Source organism: Methylobacterium sp. E-041 (genome assembly GCF_022829665.1).
Lineage (GTDB): Bacteria > Pseudomonadota > Alphaproteobacteria > Rhizobiales > Beijerinckiaceae > Methylobacterium.
Genome location: NZ_JAKSYQ010000065.1, coordinates 22613 through 39935, shown reverse-complemented (window position 1 = coordinate 39935; position 17323 = coordinate 22613). Strand labels below are relative to the sequence as shown.

The following is a 17323-nucleotide window of genomic DNA, read 5'->3' as shown; positions in this document are numbered from 1 at the left end:
GGATCCCCTTCCGGGCCTGCGATCGACGGCCGGTCAGCGCAGCAGGGCCGATTTCTCGACCTGGAGGGCGGCGGCGATCTCGTCGAGCGCCTTGTGCTCGACCTCGCTGATGCCGCCGAAATCGGCGACGTCGGCGGCGATCAGGAAGATGTCCTGGCGCTGGTCGAGCGGCCGGTCGGCGATGGCCGCGACGTGGCGCAGGTTCTCGATCCGCCCGGCGCGGGTCTTGGCGCGGGCGATGCCCTCGTACAGCTCCTGCTCGATCCGCAGGGTGTCGTAGGATTTCTGGAGGATCGGGTTGGCGCGCATGCCCGAGATCGCCGACTCGACCTCCTCCTCGTCGACGTCGCCGTCGGCGATCGTCACGTTGGCCGCGGCCGAAACCGCGGCAGCAAGAAACAGGCCGTCGCCGGCATAGGACATGATCGTCCGGCCGAACCGCAGAATGGCGTCCTGGAAGATGCTCATTGCCTACCTCGCGCTCGCCTGACTCACGGGAAATGCCCGTTCGGAGTCAAGCGTTTCCCGCCCGCGACCTGGCCGCATCCTCGAACGATCCGTCCGTCACGCCGTCGCATGGTCAACAGCAGCGGAATCCGCTGGTGTTGCCGACGCCGAACCGCGCGTTCTCCCGATGGCGGAAGAACTCGATCTCGGTCATCGGCGCCTGGTCGGGATGCGTCCGCGCGACGTGGGCGGCGTAGGCCGCGTAATCGCCCTGCCCCACCATCAGGCGCGCGCCGTCGCAGACGCACTTGGACAGCGCCTTCCAGCGGTCGCGCAGGTTCTGCGAGGTGGCCTCCATCGGCCCTACTCCGCCGCGACGATGCGGGCTTCGCTTTCGAGGGCCGTCCAGCGGTCGGTGCGCAGCGCCTTGACGCAGGCGGCGATGCCGAACCCAGCGATCGCCACGACGAGGCCGATGAACAGCCCGGCGAGCACCGCGTCGATCCGGTCGTTCAGCACGATCTGGCCCATCTGGCCGAGGTCCTTGGCCGGCGCCAGAATCTTGCCCTCTGCCAGCGCGCTCGCGTAGCGTTCGGCATGGGCGAGGAACCCGATCTTCGGGTCGGCGGAGAAGATCTTCTGCCAGCCCGCGGTGAGGGTGCAGATGCACAGCCACGCGGTCGGGATGATCGTCACGAACGCGTAGCGCTCGCGCTTCATCTTGAAGATCACCACCGTGCACAGCGTCAGCGCCACGGCGGCCAGCATCTGGTTCGAGATGCCGAACAGCGGCCACAGCGTGTTGATGCCGCCGAGCGGGTCGGTCACGCCCTGGTAGAGGAAGTAGCCCCAGGCGCCGACCGCGATGGCCGTCGCCAGGATGCTCGGCACCCAGGCGTTGGTCTGCTTGAACGACGGCACCGCCAGCCCGACCAGGTCCTGCACCATGAAGCGGCAGGCGCGGGTCCCCGCATCGACCGCGGTGAGGATGAACAGCGCCTCGAACAGGATCGCGAAGTGATACCAGAACGCCATCATCGCCTTGCCGCCGATGGCGCTGGAGATGATGTGCGCCATGCCGACGGCGAGGGTCGGCGCGCCGCCGGCCCGCGCGACGATGGTACGCTCGCCGACGTCGCTGGCGGTCTGGGCGATCACCTCGGGCGTGGTCGGGAAGCCGAGCTTCGTCACCGCGGCGGCGGCGGTCTCCGGCGTCGTGCCGAGGAGCGCGACCGGCGCGTTCATCGTGAAGTACACGCCCGGATCGATGACGGTGGCCGAGACCAGCGCCATCACCGCGACGAAGCTCTCCATCAGCATGCCGCCGTAGCCGATGAAGCGCGCATCCGCCTCGCTGGCGATCAGCTTGGGCGTGGTGCCCGAGGCGATCAGCGCGTGGAAGCCCGAGACCGAGCCGCAGGCGATGGTGATGAACAGGAACGGGAAGAGCTGGCCCGCCCAGACCGGCCCGGTGCCGTCCACGAACTTGGTCACCGCCGGCATCTGCATGTGCGGGGCGACGAAGGCGATGCCCAGCGCGAGGCCGACGATCGTGCCGATCTTCAGGAAGGTCGAGAGATAGTCGCGCGGGGCCAGCAGGAGCCAGACCGGCAGGATCGAGGCGACGAAGCCGTAGCCGATCAGCATCCAGCAGAGCTGCGTCCCGGTGAAGGTGAAAACCGGGCCCCAGACCGGGCTGTCGGCGATCGCGCCGCCGCCGAAGATCGCCGCCATCAGCAGGACGAAGCCGAGGATCGAGACCTCGCCGATGCGGCCGGGGCGGATGTAGCGGGTGTAGACGCCCATCAGCATCGCGATCGGGATCGTCGACATCACGGTGAAGGTGCCCCACGGGCTCTCGGCCAGCGCCTTGACGACGATGAGCGCGAGCACCGCCAGCAGGATCACCATGATCAGGAACGTGCCGAACAGCGCGATGATGCCCGGGACGGTGCCGAGCTCGGTGCGGATCAGCTCGCCGAGCGAGCGCCCGTCGCGCCGCATCGAGACGAACAGGACCATGAAGTCCTGCACCGCGCCGGCGAGCACGACGCCGGCGAGGATCCAGAGCAGGCCGGGCAGGTAGCCCATCTGCGCGGCCAGCACCGGGCCGACGAGGGGGCCGGCACCTGCGATCGCCGCGAAGTGGTGGCCGAACAGGACGCTCTTGTTCGTCGGGACGTAGTCGAGCCCGTCGTTGTGGAGGACGGCCGGCGTCTCGCGCTTGGGATCGAGCCGCATCACCTTCTCGGCGATGAACAGCGCGTAGTAGCGATAGGCGATGAGGTAGACGCAGACCGCCGCGACGACGAGCCAGAGCGCGTTCACCGCTTCGCCGCGCTCGACGGCGACGATGGCGAGCGCCGCCGCCCCCAACGCACCGACCAGGGCCCAGGGGCCATGCCTACCGATCGCGCCCATCGTTCCACTCCCGAAGCCGGCACGGGGGCCGACGATCCCGCGCGTGATGCCGCAATTTTGGATTGAGGAAAATCCCCATCGCGGCAGCGAGTGGACAACCGCGCGGCGTTGTCGCGATCCGCTTCGCTTCGTCGGCGCCGCGGTTTGACGCTGCGGTGCGCGATACCTAGACCGCTCCATCAGCACACGAGACGGAGACGGATGATGGCGAAGGTCGCGTTCCTGGGGCTCGGCGTCATGGGCGCCCCGATGGCCGGACACCTGGTCAAGAAGGGCCACTCGGTCACCGTCTACAACCGCACGGCCGCCAAGGCCGAGGCGTGGGTGGCGGCCAACGGCGGCGCGCATGCGCCGACGCCGCGCGAGGCTTCCGAGGGCGCCGAGATCGTCTTCGCCTGCGTCGGCAACGACGACGACCTGCGCGGCGTCGTGCTCGGTCCGGACGGCGCGCTCGCCGGCATGGAGGCCGGTGCGATCTTCGTCGATCACACCACCGCCTCGGCCGAGGTGGCCCGCGAGCTTGCCGAGGCCGCGACCGCGAGGGGGCTGGGCTTCATCGACGCCCCGGTCTCCGGCGGCCAGGCCGGCGCCGAGAACGGCATGCTCACCGTGATGTGCGGCGGCGGCCAGGGCTGCTACGACAAGGTCGAGAGCGCGATCGGCGCCTATGCGCGCGCCTGCCGGCTGATGGGGCCGGTCGGGGCGGGCCAGCTCACCAAGATGGTCAATCAGATCTGCATCGCCGGCCTCGTCCAGGGGCTGTCCGAGGGCGTGCACTTCGCCAAGAAGGCGGGGCTCGACGTGGAGGCGGTGCTTTCCGTGATCTCGAAGGGGGCCGCCGGCTCCTGGCAGATGGAGAACCGCGGCTCGACCATGAACGCGGGGAAGTTCGACTTCGGCTTCGCCGTCGACTGGATGCGCAAGGACCTCGGCATCCTGCTCGACGAAGCGCGCCGCAACGGCGCCAAGCTCCCGGTCTCGGCCCTCGTCGACCAGTTCTACGCCGACGTCCAGGCCATGGGCGGCAACCGCTGGGACACGTCGAGCCTCGTCGCGCGCCTGGAGCGCTGAAATCCCTCAGGCGATTTCCGCCATCGCCGCCTCGGGCGCCAGCCAGCGCCACTCCGCTCCCATCTGGTGGCGGAACCAGGTGAACTGGCGCTTGGCGTAGCGCCGGGTGTCGGCCTGCCCGCGCACGATCGCCTCCTCGAGCCCGATCGCGCCGTCGAGATGCGCGATCAGGCCGGGCACCCCGTGGGCGCGCATCACCGGCAGCAGCGGGTCGAGGCGGCGCTCGCGCAGCGCCGCGACCTCGTCGAGGGCGCCCCGCTGCATCATCATGCGGAAGCGCGCGTCGATGCGGGCGCGCAGCAGTTCGCGCTCGGGCGCCAGGAAGATCTTCAGCAGCCTTCGCCCCGCGAGCGGACCGGGCACGCGTGGCCCGTGGAACGCGGCGATCGGCCGGCCGGTGGCGGCGAGGATCTCGAGCGCGCGCATGACCCGGGCGCGGTCGCTCGGCCGCAACAGGGCGGCGCCGGCGGGGTCGCGTTCGGCGAGATCGGCGTGCAGCGCCTCGGTCGGGCGGCCCTCGCTCTCGGAGCGGATCGCGGCGCGCACGGCCTCCGGCACCGGCGGGAGGTCGGACAGGCCCTCCTCCAGGCTGCGGAAGTACAGCCCGGTTCCACCGACGAAGACGGGCAGTCGCCCGTCGAGACCGGCCAGCAGCGACGCGGCGTCCCGCGCGAAATGCCCGGCAGAGTAGTTCACCGCCCCGTCGACATGCCCATAGAGGCGATGCGCGACGCTTGCCTCCTCCGCCAGCTCCGGTCGCGCCGAGAGGATGCGCAGGTCGGCGTAGACCTGCATCGAGTCGGTGTTGACGACGATCCCGCCGTGACGGAGCGCCAGCGCCGTCGCGAGCGCCGACTTGCCCGACGCGGTCGGCCCTGCAATGAGGATCGCCTCCGGCCGCCCCTGCGACGACGCACTTGAAAGCGGCAACACGAAATCGTCGGCTCCGATGACCCTTGTCGCGACCCTGATAGCAAACGAGGCCCGCCCCGCCATCACCGATGCGGTGCTGGCCGAGGCGCGCCTGGTTCTCGCGACCGAGCATCAGCCGCGCATCCTGCACGGCGAGGTCGCCGCCGAGTTGCTGGTGCCGGGGGCTGCGGTCGCCGCGCCGGCGTTCACCGCGCGGTTGCGGACGGCGCTCGCGGGCGAGCCGATCGACGTCGCGGTGCTGCCGGCGGACGCCCACCGGCGCAGGCGCCTGTTCCTCGCGGACATGGACTCGACCATGATCGAGCAGGAATGCATCGACGAGCTCGCCGACACGATCGGCCTGAAGCAGCAGGTCTCGGCGATCACCGAGCGCGCGATGCGCGGCGAGATCGCCTTCGAGCCCGCTCTGCGCCAGCGCGTCGCCCTGCTTCGCGACGTATCGGCTGGCGTCGTCGACGCGCTGATCCGCGACCGGCTGACCCTGACGCCGGGCGGTCGCACGCTCGTGCACACGATGAAGGCGCACGGCGCACGCACCTGCCTGGTGTCGGGCGGCTTCACGCTGTTCACCGGGCCGATCGCCGAAGCGCTCGGCTTCGACGAGCATCACGCCAACCGGCTCGGGCTCTCGGACGGGCGCCTGACCGGCCTGGTGGACGACCCCATCGTCGGGCGTGCCGAGAAGCGCGCGACGCTGATCGCGCTCCGCGATGGCCTCGGACTGGACGTAGCGGAGACGATGGCGGTCGGCGACGGGGCCAACGACCTCGACATGCTCGGCGAAGCGGGCCTCGGCGTGGCGTTTCGCGCGAAGCCGGCTGTGGCCGCCGCGGCGCGCGCCCGGATCGAGCACGGCGACCTGAGCGCGCTGCTCTACCTGCAGGGCTACATGGCGAGCGAGTTCGTCGCCTGACCGCTGTCAGTGCAGGCTGCGGACGAGCGCGACGACCGCGCCGAGGATCGCGACCGTCTGGAACCCGATCATCCCGAACATCCACTTGATGATGTCGGACTTCGCCGTCGCGATGTCCACGCGGGTTGCTAGACGCAGGGCATCGATGTCCGCCTTCGTCGAGAAGCGCAGCGCATCGATGTCATGTCGGACCGCGACGATGTCGGCCTGCGTCGTCACGCGGAACGCTTCGATGTCGTGCCGGACATCCGCGATGTCGGTCTTGGTCGGAATGCCGCTGGCGAACACCTCGGACATGGCGTCCGCCATCCCCTCCGCCTGCTCCGGCGTGAGGTGAGCCTTCTCGCGCAGGTTGCGCACGAACTTCAACGTATCGAAGGCGATGGCGTTCACGGGACCGGCCGGCTCGCGCGCGGGCATCCGCAGGATGCGAAGGGTGACGGGTTCGGTCCTTGCGGGCAAGGCATCCGCCGGCTTTCGTCCGCCACCAAAGAGAACGCCGCCGCCCGGATCGGGCGGCGGCGTCGGTTCGTGCCGTTATCTTCGCGAAAAGGTCAGTCCAGGCCGATCGCCACGAACCGGACGTCGCCAGTCGCGCTGGCGACCAGCAGAAGCACCGACTTGCGGGAATCCTTGCGAAGAGCCTCGACGCGCTTGGTCACGTCGGCCGGCGTGTTGACCGCCTCCTGCCCGACCTCGACGATGACTTCGCCCGGCTGGATGCGCTTGTCGGCCGCGGTCGAGTTCGGGTCGACGCGGGTGACGACCACGCCCTTCACGCCGTCCTTGATGCTGTACTTCCGGCGAAGCTCGTCGGTAAGGCCCGAGAGGTTGAGGCCGAGCGCCTGACGCGTGGCGCTCTCGGCCTCGGGCTGGCGAAGGTTGGCGAGCTGCGGCTTGTCGCTGTCCTCGAGACGGCCGAGCGTCACGGCCTTGGTGCTCTCCTCACCCTTCCGGACGACGACGACGTCGACCTTCTGCCCGACCGGGGTCGAGGCGACGATGCGCGGCAGGTCGCTCGAGGCCTTCACCGCCGTGCCGTTGAACTTGACGATCACGTCGCCGACCTCGAGGCCCGAGGTCTTGGCCGGCCCCTTCTCGTCGACGCCGGCGATCAGCGCGCCCTTGGCGCCCCCCTTCAGCCCGAGCGCTTCGGCGGTGGCGTCGTCCACGTTCTGGATGCGCACGCCGAGCCAGCCGCGACGGACCTCGCCGAACTCGCGGAGCTGGTCGATCACCGGCTTGGCCGAGCTCGACGGGACGGCGAAGCCGATGCCGACGGAGCCGCCGGTCGGCGACAGGATCGCCGTGTTGATGCCGATCACCTCGCCGTCCGTGTTGAACAGCGGGCCGCCCGAATTGCCCTTGTTGATGGCTGCATCGGTCTGCAGGTAGTTGTCGTAGGGACCGGACTCGATGTTGCGGCCGCGCGCCGAGACGATGCCGGCCGACACCGAGCCGCCGAGGCCGAACGGGTTGCCGATCGCGATGACCCAGTCGCCGGCGCGCATCTTGTCCGAATCGCCGAACGGCACCGCCTTCAGCGGGCGCTCGGCCGTCGGCTTCACGCGCAGCACGGCGAGGTCGATCTTGGAATCCTTGCCGATGATCTCGGCCTTCAGCTTCGTGCCGTCGTGCAGGATCACCTGGATGTCGTTGGCGTCACCGATGACGTGGTTGTTCGTCACCACGATCCCGGACGCGTCGATGATGAAGCCGGAGCCGAGCGAGCTCGACTTGCGCTGCTGGCGCGGGTTGTCGCTCTCGCCGCGCTGCTCCGGTCCGCCGCGCCCGCCGCGCTTGTTGAAGAATTCCTCGAACAGGTCCTCGAACGGGGTCCCGGGCGGCAGCTGCGGGCCGGCGCGGTTGCCGGGGCGCGCTTCGACGGTGGTCGACGCCGAGATGTTGACCACCGCGTCGTCGACCTTCTCCGCGAGGTCGGCGAGCGAATCCGGCCCCTTGGCATAGGCCGGCATCGCCACGGACGAGGATGCGATCAGGATCGCGGCGGCGACGGACCGCGCGGATCGGCGGAACCGGGCGAGGGGATGCGCGGGCGCGCTCGCGGCGGGGTGCATGATCGACCTCTTCAAGAACGCGTTTCCGGTGCTGTCGGGTGCCGCCGATCGGCGGCCGGCGGTTCGATGGCCGCCTTAAGATCGGCGGCGGCCCGCCCCGTTCAAGGGCGGGCCGCCTGCGTCATGGTCAGCGTGCCGGGCCGGTCGAGCCGGTCGTCGCCGCCGGATCGGACCCGTGCGGCGCCCCGCCCTGCGCCGCCTTGCCCTGCGGATCGCTGAAGTAGCGGAAGAAGTCCGAGTTCGGGCTCATCACCAGCCGGGTCTCGTTCCCCTTCAGCCCGGTCTCGTAGGCCTGCATCGAGCGGTAGAAGCTGAAGAAGCCCGCATCCTTCCCGAAGGCCTCGGCGAGGATGCGGTTCTTGTCCGCGTCGCCCTGGCCGCGCAGCTTCTCCGCCGTCTGGGTCGCGTCGGCGAGGATCACGGTCACGTCCCGGTCGGCCTTCGCCTTGATCGTCGCGGCGATCTGGTCGCCGTTGGCGCGGATGTCGGCGGCCTCGCGCTCGCGCTCCGTCTTCATCCGGCGATAGACCGCGACGCTGTTCTGGGCGGGCAGGTCGACGCGCGTCATCCGCAGGTCGACGATCTGCACGCCGAGCGCCTTGGCCTCCCGGTTCACGTCCTCCTGGATCTGGTTCATCAGGCGTGTGCGCTCGGTCTTGACGATGGCGTCGCGTGTCGAGCGCGCCAGGACGTTGCGCAGGGACGAGTTGGTGAAGCTCGCGAGGCGCTGGTTGGCCAGCGCGACGTTGTTCACCGACTGGTAGAACCGCAGTGGATCGACGATCCGGTAGCGGGCAAAGGCGTCGACCTCGAGGTTCTGCCGGTCGGCGGTCAGGAGCGTCTGCACCGGCAGGTCGAGGTCGAGGACGCGCTTGTCGAAGAGCACCACGTTCTCGACGAAGGGCAGCTTGAAGTAGAGCCCGGGCTTGTCCTCGCCGGTCTGGTTCAGGACGGCGCGGACGCGGCCGAACTGAAGCACCAGCGCCTGCTGCATCTGCCCGACGGTGAAGACCGAGGCATAGAAGGCGAGTGCGAGGGCGGCGGCGACGACCGCCGAGCCCGTGCGGATGGCCTGTGCGTTCATCGGGCCGCTCCATTGGTCTGCGCCGGGGCGGGGGTGCGGGACCCGAACTCGGCCAGCGGCAGCACCGGCACGACGCCCGCGGCACCGGTCGCGCCGGAGCCGGCGACGCCCTGATCGATGATCACCTTGTTCACGGAGCCGAGCACCTTCTCCATCGTCTCCAGGAAGATCCGCTCGCGGCTGATCGCCGGGGCGGTCTTGTAGGAGGCGTAGACCTCGTCGAAGCGCGCGGCCTGGCCCGTCGCGTCGGCGGTCGCCTTGGTCTTGTAAGCTTCCGCCGCCTGGACGATCTGCGAGGCACGGCCGCGGGCCTGCGGGACCTCGCGGCTGGCATAGGTCTTCGCCTCGTTCTGCGCCGTGTCGGCGTCCTGCTGGGCCGCGTTCACGTCGATGAAGGCGGGCCGGACTTCCGGCGGCGGGTTGACGCTGACGAGCTGCACCACCTCGATGCGCACGCCGGCGCCGTACTCGTCGAGCGCATTCTGGGTGATCTCCTTGACCTCCTGCGCGACGCTCGACTGCTCGTTCGTCAGGATCGCCTGAATGTTGCGGCGGCCGACCACCTCGCGCATCGCGCTCTCGGCGATCGCCTTGATCGTGCCTTCCGGGTTCTGAAGATTGAACACGTAGTCCGAGGCCTTGAGCGGGTTCACGCGCCACTGCACCTCGAAGTCGAGGTCGACGATGTTCTCGTCGCCCGTCAGCATCAGGCTCTCGTCGGGCATGTCGCGCGAGCGCGCCTGGGTTCCGCCGCCGGAGCGGAAGCCGACCTGGATCGAGTTCACCTGGCCGACGTTCGGCTTGATCACGCCGCCGACCGGATAGGGGAAGTTGTAGCGCAGGCCCTCGCCCTTGGAGCCGACGTAGCGCCCGAAGATCGTCTCGATGCCGACCTGGTTGGGGGCGACGGTGTAGAAGCCGGTCGCAAGCCAGAGGCCCACCGCCAAGGCGCCGATCACCACGAAGCTCTTGCCGCCGCCGAGCGAGCCGCCCGGCATCACGCCGCGCAGGCGGTCCTGGCCGCGGCGCAGAAGATCCTCGAGATTGGGCGGTGTCTTGCCGCCACCGCCACCGCCGCTGCCCCAGGGGCCGCCGCCATTGCCGCCGCCGCCACGACCCCAGGGACCTCCCCCGCCGCCACTGCCGCCGCTCTGATTGCTCCAAGGCATGCTAGCCGTCTTCTCCTGCCTGCTGCGGGATTGCCCGCGCGCCAACGGTTCGAACCGCCCGAACGGCCCGCGACCGTGTCCAAACCTGCCCGGATGAGGCAGCCACCGGAACGAGCGGAGGCCTACGCACCTGCGAGGGACCGTCGCCTGCTGTCAAGGCAAGCAGGTGGGCATCGGCGCCGCCTTTGGCAACCGCGACCGGACGCCCCTCCACATCCGAGGGAAATCGTGGTTTTCACGGGATGCGTTCGAGGTCCACGAACGTGTAGGCATGCTCATCGTGCGGACCGGCCGGATGCGCCTCGCGGAAGGTCTCGCGAAACAGGGTCCGGTCGAAGGCGGGGAAGCGCGTATCGCCGTCCGGGCTCGCCGCGACCTCGGTCAGCCTGAGGGCGTTGGCATGGGGGAGCGCGAGCCGGTAGATCGCGGCGCCGCCGACCACCATCAGCTCCTCGGCCGCCGCGGCCGCCAGCGCCTGCGACCAATCGTGAACCGTCTCGATCCCATCGGCCGCGAAGGCGGGATCGCGGGTCATGACCAGCGTGCGGCGACCCGGCAGGGGGCGGCCGATCGAGGCGTAGGTCTTGCGCCCCATCAGCATCGGCTTGCCCATGGTCACCGCCTTGAACCGTTTCAGGTCGCCGCGCAGGTGCCACGCGAGCCCGTTGTTCCGGCCGATCACGCCGTTCTCGGCCAAGGCTACCACCAAGGTGATCTTGACCGGCCGCATACCGGCCCCGTGCGTCGGGGACGGCATCAGACGGCCACCGGCGCGCGGATGGCGGGATGGGGCTCGTAGCCCTCGATCGCGATGTCCTCGTAGCGGAAGGCGAACAGGTCGCGGACCTCCGGGTTGAGGCGCAGCGTCGGCAGCGGCCGCGGCGCGCGCGTGAGCTGGAGGCGCGCCTGGTCGAGGTGATTCCGGTAGAGATGCGCGTCACCGAAGCTGTGGACGAAATCGCCGGGGCGCAGCCTGGTGACCTGCGCGATCATCGCGGTCAGCAGGGCGTAGCTCGCGATGTTGAACGGCACGCCGAGGAAGACGTCGGCCGAGCGCTGGTAGAGCTGGCACGAGAGCCGCCCGTCGGCGACGTAGAACTGGAACAGGCAGTGGCACGGCGCCAGCGCCATCCGGTCGAGGTCGGCCGGGTTCCAGGCCGAGACGATGAGACGGCGCGAATCGGGATTGCGGCGGATCTCGTCGACGACCCAGGCGATCTGGTCGACGGTGCCGCCGCCGGGCTTCTCCCAGGAACGCCACTGCTTGCCGTAGACCGGGCCGAGATCGCCCTGCGCGTCAGCCCACTCGTCCCAGATCGTCACGCCGTTGGCGCGCAGCGCGCCGACATTGGTGTCGCCGGTGATGAACCACAGCAGCTCGTGGATGATCGAGCGCAGGTGCAGCTGCTTGGTGGTGACCAGGGGAAAGCCCCGGCCGAGATCGAACCGCATCTGGTGGCCGAACACCGAGAGGGTGCCGGTGCCGGTGCGGTCTTCCTTGGCGCAGCCCTCGTCGAGGATGCGGGTGAGCAGCTGGTGATACGCGTCCATCATCCGACTTCCTGCCCGCGTTCGCGGGCGTTGCCAAGAGCGGGTCGCGGGCGGAGGGCCGACGGCGCGCGTGCGGCTTCGCGGGACTGGATGGAGCGGTCCGACCTGCTATCACTCGTTCATGGCTTCACGTGCGTCCGCTCCCCGTCCTCGCGAACAGGCACAGGGCGCGCGACCTCCCTCCGTCGAGCGGCTTCTCGGTGACGAAGCCTCCGTCGCGCTGGTCGAGAGGTTCGGCCGAACCGCTCTCCGGGACGCGATCCGCGACGATCTCGCCGCGATCCGGGCCGGCGGGGATGGCGTGCCGGAGGCGGCCGAGATCCTCGCCCGCGTCGGCCATGCTCTGGCCCGGCAGGCGCGCCCGTCCTTGCGGCCGGTCTTCAACCTCACCGGCACCGTTCTGCACACCAATCTCGGCCGCGCCCTGCTGCCGCCCGAGGCGGCCGCCGCGGTATCGGCGGTGATGACGGGCGCGAGCAACCTCGAGTTCGACCTCGCCACGGGCGAGCGCGGCGAGCGCGACGACCATGTCGAGGCGCTGATCTGTCGGCTGACCGGGGCGGAGGCGGCGATCGTCGTCAACAACAACGCGGCGGCCGTCTTCCTCGTCCTGAACGCGCTCGCGATGCGCAAGGAGGTGGTGGTCTCCCGCGGCGAGCTCGTGGAGATCGGCGGCTCGTTCCGCGTGCCCGACGTGATGGCGCGGGCCGGGTGTCGCCTGCGCGAGGTCGGCACCACGAACCGGACCCACCTGCGCGACTTCGACGAGGCGCTCGGCCCGCGCACCGGCCTCGTGATGCGGGTCCATCCCAGCAACTACGAGATCCGCGGGTTCACGGCGCAGCCCCGCGAGGAGGCGCTCGGCGCGCTCTGCCGCGAGCGCGGCGTGCCGCTGGCGCTCGACCTCGGCAGCGGCAGCCTGATCGATCTGGCCGCGCATGGCCTGCCGCCGGAGCCGACCGTGCGGGCCGCCCTCGCCCATGCCGACCTCGTCACCTTCAGCGGCGACAAGCTCCTCGGCGGTGTCCAGTGCGGGATCGTCGCCGGGCGCGCCGACCTGCTGCGGAAGGTTCGCAAGAGCCCGCTGAAGCGCGCGTTGCGGGTCGACAAGATGACCTACGCCGCGCTCGAGGCGACGCTGCGGCTCTACCTGCATCCCGAGCGCCTGGCCGAGCGCCTGCCGACGCTGCGCCTCCTGACGCGCCCGGCCGAGGCGATCGACGCCCAGGCGCGCCGGCTCGCGCCGGAGGTGGCGCGTCGCCTCGCCGGCCGGGCGGAGGTCGCGGTCGCGGCCTGCAGCAGCCAGATCGGCTCGGGCGCGCTGCCGGTGGAGACCCTGCCGAGCGCCTGTCTGGTCCTGACCCCGGCCGCGGGCGAGGGCGGGCGCCGCGGCGGTGCCTGGCCGAAGCGCATGGCCGCCCTCCTGCGCGATCTGCCGGTCCCGGTGATCGGCCGGATCGCCGACGGCGCCCTGCACCTCGACCTGCGCACGCTCGAGGACGAGCCCGGCCTGCTCGCGAGCCTCGACGCGCTCGCCGCCTGAGACGGCAAGTGGCGCCATGCAATAAGTGGCTCTATGCAATGAGGTTTGCGACGGAATTTCACGTTCGCCCCCTCACCGATCGGACATATCGTGCTATGCGGGACGTCCGGGGCGACGCGCGAGCGCGACGGAGACCCGCGCGTGACGATGTGGGCGACTGAGATGGCGTGCATGACGGAGGCGACGCGGGAGGCGCCCGAGGCGGAAGCCGAGCGGACCAGGGATCCCCTGCTGCTCGACAACCAGCTCTGCTACGCCCTCTATGCGGCCGCGCACCGGATGACGAAGTCCTACCGCCCGCTGCTGGAGCGGATCGGGCTGACCTACCCGCAATATCTCGTGCTGATGGTCCTGTGGGAGACCGACGGAGTCACCGTCTCCGAGATCGGGCGGCGCCTGCGCCTCGATTCCGGCACGCTGACGCCGGTGCTCAAGCGGCTCGAGGCGGCCGGCCTGCTCCAGCGCAACCGACGCCGCTCCGACGAGCGCGAGGTCGAGATCGCCCTGACCGAGAAGGGGCGTGCCCTGCGCGCCGACGCGGCGGAGGTGCGCCAGAGCGTCATGTGCCAGCTCGATCTGACCGAGCCCGAGGTGCAGGCGATGCGCATCGACCTGAACCACCTCATCGACAGCCTGTCGAAGGACTGACCGCACGGCTCGCCTAGGGAGCGGCTTCCTTGGCGATGCCGGCGAGGCCCGCCTCGTAGACGCCGGCGATGTCGGCGACCGCCTCGGCCTCGGTCATCCCCTCCGCCTCGAAGCGCGCGGTCCAGGTGACCGTCGCACCCTTGCCGATCGGCGTGACCGAGAGCGTCGACGTGTAGTCCTTCGTCGGCAACGGCCCGGAGACGAGCCTGTAGGAATAGCTCAGCGCCGTCTCGTCCCGCGCGGTCTCGATCTCGATGAGCGTGCCGAGGCCGCCCGCCGCGACGAGGGCGCGCACCGGGGCGCCGTCTTCCGACGACAGCGTGCAGCGCGTCACCTGCGGGTGCCACCGCGCGATGTCGCAGAAGCCACCGATCAACGACCAGATCGCGGCGGGCGGCGCGGCGACGATGCGGGAGCGGGTCACTTCCAGCGCCGAGGCGGCCCCGGCATGCGCGACGATGCCGAGCGAGACCGCGATGACGAGGTGTCCGGGCGACGGCTTGCGGATCCCGGTCGTGCGCGCTCGCGTCTGCATGGTCGGCCTCGTCCGCTTCACGATCTCCACCTAGGGCGGCGCGCCCGGCAATCACGCCTTTGCCGCGAGGATCGCCCATCCGTGCGGCGAAAGGCGGATGCGGGCCTGAGACTCGCCCTCGCCGATCACCTCGCCCTGCCCGGCTTCGAGGCCGAGCGCGCCCGGCGCCGGCTGCTCCGACGGCTCGTCCGACAGGTTGAGGGCGAGGAGGAGCCGTTGCCCGTCGCCGTGCGCTTCCAGCGTCAGGGCGGTGTTGGTCAGATGCAGCGCGCGCGTCCGCGCCGTGTGCAGCCACGGATGCCGCCGGCGCAGGGCGATGAGGTCCTGATGCAGCCGGTAGGTCGGCCAGCCTTCCGGCGCGAGGTCGTCGGGGCTCGGGGGGAAGGCCGGGCGGATGGCGTCGTCGCCGCCGGCCCGGTCCTCCTTGATGCCGCGGAAGGCCTGCTCGTCGCCGGCATAGATCGAGGGCGTGCCGCCGACGGTGAGCAGCACGGCCAGGGCATGGGGCAGGTGCCGGATGTCGGCGATCCGGCTCGCGATCCGGGTGACGTCGTGGTTGCCGACGAAGGTCATCGGCACGAAGGCGTCGAGAAAGTCGTCGTGCCGCTTCAGCGCGTGTGCCAGCTCGAACAGGTTGCAGTCGTTGAGACCGCTCCAGATCGCCTTCCACAGCTCGTACTGCGTCACCGAATCGAGGCCGGTCTCGGCGACGATGCCGGCGTAATCGCCGTGGATCACCTCGCCGACGAGGTAGGCGTCCGGATGCGCCGCGCGGACCCGCGGCAGGACGCGCGTCCAGAAGGCGCGCGGGACGGCGTAGGCCGCGTCGAGGCGCCAGCCGTCGGCGCCGCGGGCCAGCCAGTGGTTCATCACCGCGACGACGTGGTCGGCGACCTCTGGGTGGTCGTGGTTCAGGGTGACCAGGGCGCTGTAGCCCTCGAAGCAGCGGTGGTCCGGCACGTCGCCGGGGTTGGTGCCCTCCGGCCAGGACAGGTGGAACCAGCCGGCCCGGGCGGCGGACGGGCCCTCGTCGAGGACAGTGCGGAACGCCGGAAAATCCTGCCCGACATGGTTGAACACGCCGTCGAGCAGGACCTTCAGCCCGCGGGCATGGGCCGCCGCGATCAGCCGGTCGAAGTCGGCCTCGTCGCCGAGCCGCGGGTCGATGCGCAGGTAGTCGATCGTGTCGTAGCCGTGGGTCTCGGACGCGAAGATCGGGCCGAGCGCGAGGCCGGTCGCGCCGAGATCGGCGGCGTAGTCGAGCCAGGCGACGATGTGGTCCAGGCGATGCGCGACCTCGGCGCCGCGTCGACGCGTGCCTTCCGCCCCGACGAAGCCGAGCGGGTAGACCTGCCACCACACGGTGTCGCGAATCCAGTCGGGCATGAAGGTGCGTGATCCTCGGCCGGCGCGGCCCTGCCCCGTGACATAGGGCGCACCCGGCAAAATCAGCGGCGCAGCCGGTTGCCGAGCACGAAGCCGTACAACCCCATCAGGATGATGCCGGCGGCGCCTTCGATGCCGACGAGCAGGTTGGTGAAGCGGCCGATCGGCTTGACGCCGATCTCCGGCGGGTTCGCCGTCATCATGTTGAGCGCGCTGTAGCTCAGCCAGTCGACGGCGTTCCGGGTCGGCTCGGTCGACCCGTCCGGGATCAGGCCGCCGGCGAAACCGAACAGGACCGCGAAGACGACGATCAAGATGGCGAAGGCGCGGGCGATCCGCGACAGGCTCTCGCCGTAGTCGCACAGCCACTCGACGAAGCGGTCCGAGGTCCAGCGGTAGCCGTGGCGCAGGAACGCCCGCCCGTCCCGTGCGGTCCAGGCCGCGTTGGTCTTCTCCCCGGCCTCGAACCGCCCCATCCTTCGGCCGCGCTTGTACGCCCAGCTCGCCTCGTCGTGGCTCCCGATGCTCTTCAGGTTCTGCTCCAGCGCGAGGTAGCTCGCCTGCGCGCCGGCGTAGTCGCCCGCGGCCTCCTCGCCGACCATGCCGCCGAGCTGCTCGATCCGCATCCGCGTGCCGTTGAGCCAGGCGCCGGCGAAGCGGGCATGGTGCAGCTTGCACGTGACGAAGTTGAGCCGGACCAGGCTGGTCTCCGAGAGGTCCGCGCCGGAGAGGTCGGCGCCGTCGAGCTTGACGTTCGAGAGGTTGGCGCCGCGAAGCCGCGAGCCGACGAGGCGCGCCTTGGTCAGGCTCGCGCCCTCGAAGTCCGCGTGCGTCAGGTTCACGTCGGAGAGGTCGGCCTCGTCGAGCCGCGCCCCCTTGAAGCTGGTGTCGTCGGCATCCGCCCCGGTGAAGTCCGCGCCCCACAGGTCGGCGCCGGAGAAGTTCGCGCCGTCGAGCAGCGCCTGCGGGAACTTCGCGAAGCGCAACGCCGCGTCGTCGAAGCGTGCATCCTCCAGCATCGCCTCGCGGAAGCTCGCCTGGCCGGCGACGATGCCCCGGAAATCGGTGCCGCTGAGGTCGGCCTCGCCGAGGTCGGCCTCTTCCAGGTTCGCGCCGGCGAAGGTGGCGGAGCGGCCGACCGCGCCGGAGAGGTTCGCCCGCCGCAGGTTCGCGGCCGAGAGGTTCGCCCCTTCCATCCGGGCCCTGTCGAGGACCGCGTCGGCGAGGTTCAGGCCGCCGCATTCGGGGTCCCACCACGCCGGCGCGGGCGCCTCCGGGTCGATGCGCTGCGCGAGCGTTGCGCCCGCGGCGTCGATGCGCACGAGATCGAGCCCGTGCTCGCCGGTCCCGAAGCGGGTGCTCCCCGCGGCGGCGATCCGGTCGAGGACCGCTTCGGTTCGGGCGTCGCGCGGGGCGTCTGCGGCGCGCGGCAGCGGGGTCTCGTTCCGGTCGGACAATCGGGGGCGTGCTTTCGATGATGGCCGGGGCGAGCCGTAGCACGGCCGACCGCCCGCCGCCGACCCTGCGCGCGCGCGATGTTTGCC

The 17323-nt window shown here is 70.6% G+C and carries 17 protein-coding genes; 4 read left to right on the top strand and 13 right to left on the bottom strand.

Going from position 1 to position 17323, the window contains the following annotated elements:
• Positions 1 to 33 precede the first annotated feature (33 nt).
• The 3 genes from MKK70_RS05225 to MKK70_RS05215 form a co-directional block, all read right to left on the bottom strand.
• On the bottom strand, positions 34 to 468 hold the full coding sequence (locus MKK70_RS05225; protein ID WP_147844056.1) for a tellurite resistance TerB family protein: 435 nt from the start codon (positions 466 to 468) through the stop codon (positions 34 to 36).
• A gap of 112 nt (positions 469 to 580) precedes the next feature.
• The gene (locus MKK70_RS05220) at positions 581 to 805 is read right to left on the bottom strand and encodes a YbdD/YjiX family protein (protein ID WP_243946211.1); all 225 of its coding nucleotides are present in this window, start codon (positions 803 to 805) and stop codon (positions 581 to 583) included.
• 5 nt (positions 806 to 810) lie between these two features.
• The gene (locus MKK70_RS05215; protein WP_243946210.1) at positions 811 to 2868 is read right to left on the bottom strand and encodes a carbon starvation CstA family protein; all 2058 of its coding nucleotides are present in this window, start codon (positions 2866 to 2868) and stop codon (positions 811 to 813) included.
• Positions 2869 to 3072: 204 nt separating this feature from the next.
• Between MKK70_RS05215 and MKK70_RS05210 the strand changes: the two genes are divergently transcribed.
• Entirely contained in the window at positions 3073 to 3939 is an 867-nt protein-coding gene (locus MKK70_RS05210; protein WP_243946299.1) for an NAD(P)-dependent oxidoreductase, read from the top strand.
• Between the two features lie 6 nt (positions 3940 to 3945).
• Here MKK70_RS05210 and miaA read toward each other — a convergent pair whose 3' ends face one another.
• Entirely contained in the window at positions 3946 to 4869 is a 924-nt protein-coding gene (gene miaA / locus MKK70_RS05205) for a tRNA (adenosine(37)-N6)-dimethylallyltransferase MiaA (protein WP_243946209.1), read from the bottom strand.
• A 19-nt stretch (positions 4870 to 4888) separates the two neighbouring features.
• Here miaA and serB point away from each other — a divergent pair, with 19 nt between their 5' ends.
• Positions 4889 to 5785, top strand: coding sequence for a phosphoserine phosphatase SerB (gene serB / locus MKK70_RS05200; protein WP_243946208.1), 897 nt, complete (start codon positions 4889 to 4891; stop codon positions 5783 to 5785).
• A gap of 6 nt (positions 5786 to 5791) precedes the next feature.
• Here serB and MKK70_RS05195 read toward each other — a convergent pair whose 3' ends face one another.
• The 6 genes from MKK70_RS05195 to MKK70_RS05170 form a co-directional block, all read right to left on the bottom strand.
• Entirely contained in the window at positions 5792 to 6247 is a 456-nt protein-coding gene (locus tag MKK70_RS05195; protein ID WP_279603529.1) for a DUF1640 domain-containing protein, read from the bottom strand.
• Between the two features lie 92 nt (positions 6248 to 6339).
• Positions 6340 to 7863 carry a Do family serine endopeptidase gene (locus MKK70_RS05190; protein WP_243946297.1) on the bottom strand — a complete coding sequence of 508 codons (1524 nt, stop codon included), beginning with the start codon at positions 7861 to 7863 and terminating at the stop codon, positions 6340 to 6342.
• A 127-nt stretch (positions 7864 to 7990) separates the two neighbouring features.
• The gene (hflC, locus tag MKK70_RS05185) at positions 7991 to 8947 is read right to left on the bottom strand and encodes a protease modulator HflC (protein WP_243946207.1); all 957 of its coding nucleotides are present in this window, start codon (positions 8945 to 8947) and stop codon (positions 7991 to 7993) included.
• The gene (hflK, locus tag MKK70_RS05180; RefSeq protein WP_147728693.1) at positions 8944 to 10116 is read right to left on the bottom strand and encodes an FtsH protease activity modulator HflK; all 1173 of its coding nucleotides are present in this window, start codon (positions 10114 to 10116) and stop codon (positions 8944 to 8946) included. The genes hflC and hflK overlap by 4 nt, the downstream gene beginning before the upstream one ends.
• Before the next feature lie 235 nt (positions 10117 to 10351).
• Positions 10352 to 10873 carry a dihydrofolate reductase gene (locus MKK70_RS05175; RefSeq protein ID WP_409568244.1) on the bottom strand — a complete coding sequence of 174 codons (522 nt, stop codon included), beginning with the start codon at positions 10871 to 10873 and terminating at the stop codon, positions 10352 to 10354.
• Entirely contained in the window at positions 10873 to 11667 is a 795-nt protein-coding gene (locus MKK70_RS05170; protein ID WP_243946293.1) for a thymidylate synthase, read from the bottom strand. The genes MKK70_RS05175 and MKK70_RS05170 overlap by 1 nt, the downstream gene beginning before the upstream one ends.
• 121 nt (positions 11668 to 11788) lie before the next feature.
• Between MKK70_RS05170 and selA the strand changes: the two genes are divergently transcribed.
• Positions 11789 to 13210, top strand: a complete 1422-nt coding sequence (gene selA / locus MKK70_RS05165) for an L-seryl-tRNA(Sec) selenium transferase (protein ID WP_243946206.1) — start codon at positions 11789 to 11791, stop codon at positions 13208 to 13210.
• A 171-nt stretch (positions 13211 to 13381) separates the two neighbouring features.
• A complete protein-coding gene (locus MKK70_RS05160; protein WP_147726067.1) occupies positions 13382 to 13858 on the top strand; it encodes a MarR family winged helix-turn-helix transcriptional regulator in 477 nt (158 codons plus the stop codon).
• 13 nt (positions 13859 to 13871) lie between these two features.
• On the opposite strand, the gene MKK70_RS05155 is transcribed toward MKK70_RS05160, so the two are convergent.
• The 3 genes from MKK70_RS05155 to MKK70_RS05145 all read right to left on the bottom strand — a co-directional run bounded on the left by MKK70_RS05155 (position 13872) and on the right by MKK70_RS05145 (position 17236).
• A complete protein-coding gene (locus tag MKK70_RS05155; protein WP_243946205.1) occupies positions 13872 to 14393 on the bottom strand; it encodes an SRPBCC family protein in 522 nt (173 codons plus the stop codon).
• Between the two features lie 51 nt (positions 14394 to 14444).
• Positions 14445 to 15779, bottom strand: coding sequence for an alpha-amylase family glycosyl hydrolase (locus tag MKK70_RS05150; protein ID WP_243946203.1), 1335 nt, complete (start codon positions 15777 to 15779; stop codon positions 14445 to 14447).
• Between the two features lie 62 nt (positions 15780 to 15841).
• Positions 15842 to 17236: a pentapeptide repeat-containing protein gene (locus tag MKK70_RS05145; RefSeq protein WP_243946201.1), complete on the bottom strand. Its 1395-nt coding sequence runs from the start codon at positions 17234 to 17236 to the stop codon at positions 15842 to 15844.
• Between the last annotated feature and the right edge of the window lie 87 nt (positions 17237 to 17323).

Excerpts from the sequence above, each read along its gene's own strand:
- MKK70_RS05220 (WP_243946211.1), bottom strand. The coding sequence starts at position 805 with ATGGAGGCCACCTCGCAGAACCTGCGCGACCGCTGGAAGGCGCTGTCC.
- MKK70_RS05210 (WP_243946299.1), top strand. The coding sequence starts at position 3,073 with ATGGCGAAGGTCGCGTTCCTGGGGCTCGGCGTCATGGGCGCCCCGATG.
- MKK70_RS05225 (WP_147844056.1), bottom strand. The coding sequence starts at position 468 with ATGAGCATCTTCCAGGACGCCATTCTGCGGTTCGGCCGGACGATCATG.
- MKK70_RS05170 (WP_243946293.1), bottom strand. The coding sequence starts at position 11,667 with ATGGACGCGTATCACCAGCTGCTCACCCGCATCCTCGACGAGGGCTGC.
- hflK (WP_147728693.1), bottom strand. The coding sequence starts at position 10,116 with ATGCCTTGGAGCAATCAGAGCGGCGGCAGTGGCGGCGGGGGAGGTCCC.
- MKK70_RS05160 (WP_147726067.1), top strand. The coding sequence starts at position 13,382 with ATGACGGAGGCGACGCGGGAGGCGCCCGAGGCGGAAGCCGAGCGGACC.
- MKK70_RS05150 (WP_243946203.1), bottom strand. The coding sequence starts at position 15,779 with ATGCCCGACTGGATTCGCGACACCGTGTGGTGGCAGGTCTACCCGCTC.
- MKK70_RS05190 (WP_243946297.1), bottom strand. The coding sequence starts at position 7,863 with ATGCACCCCGCCGCGAGCGCGCCCGCGCATCCCCTCGCCCGGTTCCGC.
- hflC (WP_243946207.1), bottom strand. The coding sequence starts at position 8,947 with ATGAACGCACAGGCCATCCGCACGGGCTCGGCGGTCGTCGCCGCCGCC.
- MKK70_RS05215 (WP_243946210.1), bottom strand. The coding sequence starts at position 2,868 with ATGGGCGCGATCGGTAGGCATGGCCCCTGGGCCCTGGTCGGTGCGTTG.
- serB (WP_243946208.1), top strand. The coding sequence starts at position 4,889 with ATGACCCTTGTCGCGACCCTGATAGCAAACGAGGCCCGCCCCGCCATC.
- MKK70_RS05155 (WP_243946205.1), bottom strand. The coding sequence starts at position 14,393 with ATGCAGACGCGAGCGCGCACGACCGGGATCCGCAAGCCGTCGCCCGGA.
- selA (WP_243946206.1), top strand. The coding sequence starts at position 11,789 with ATGGCTTCACGTGCGTCCGCTCCCCGTCCTCGCGAACAGGCACAGGGC.
- MKK70_RS05175 (WP_409568244.1), bottom strand. The coding sequence starts at position 10,873 with ATGCCGTCCCCGACGCACGGGGCCGGTATGCGGCCGGTCAAGATCACC.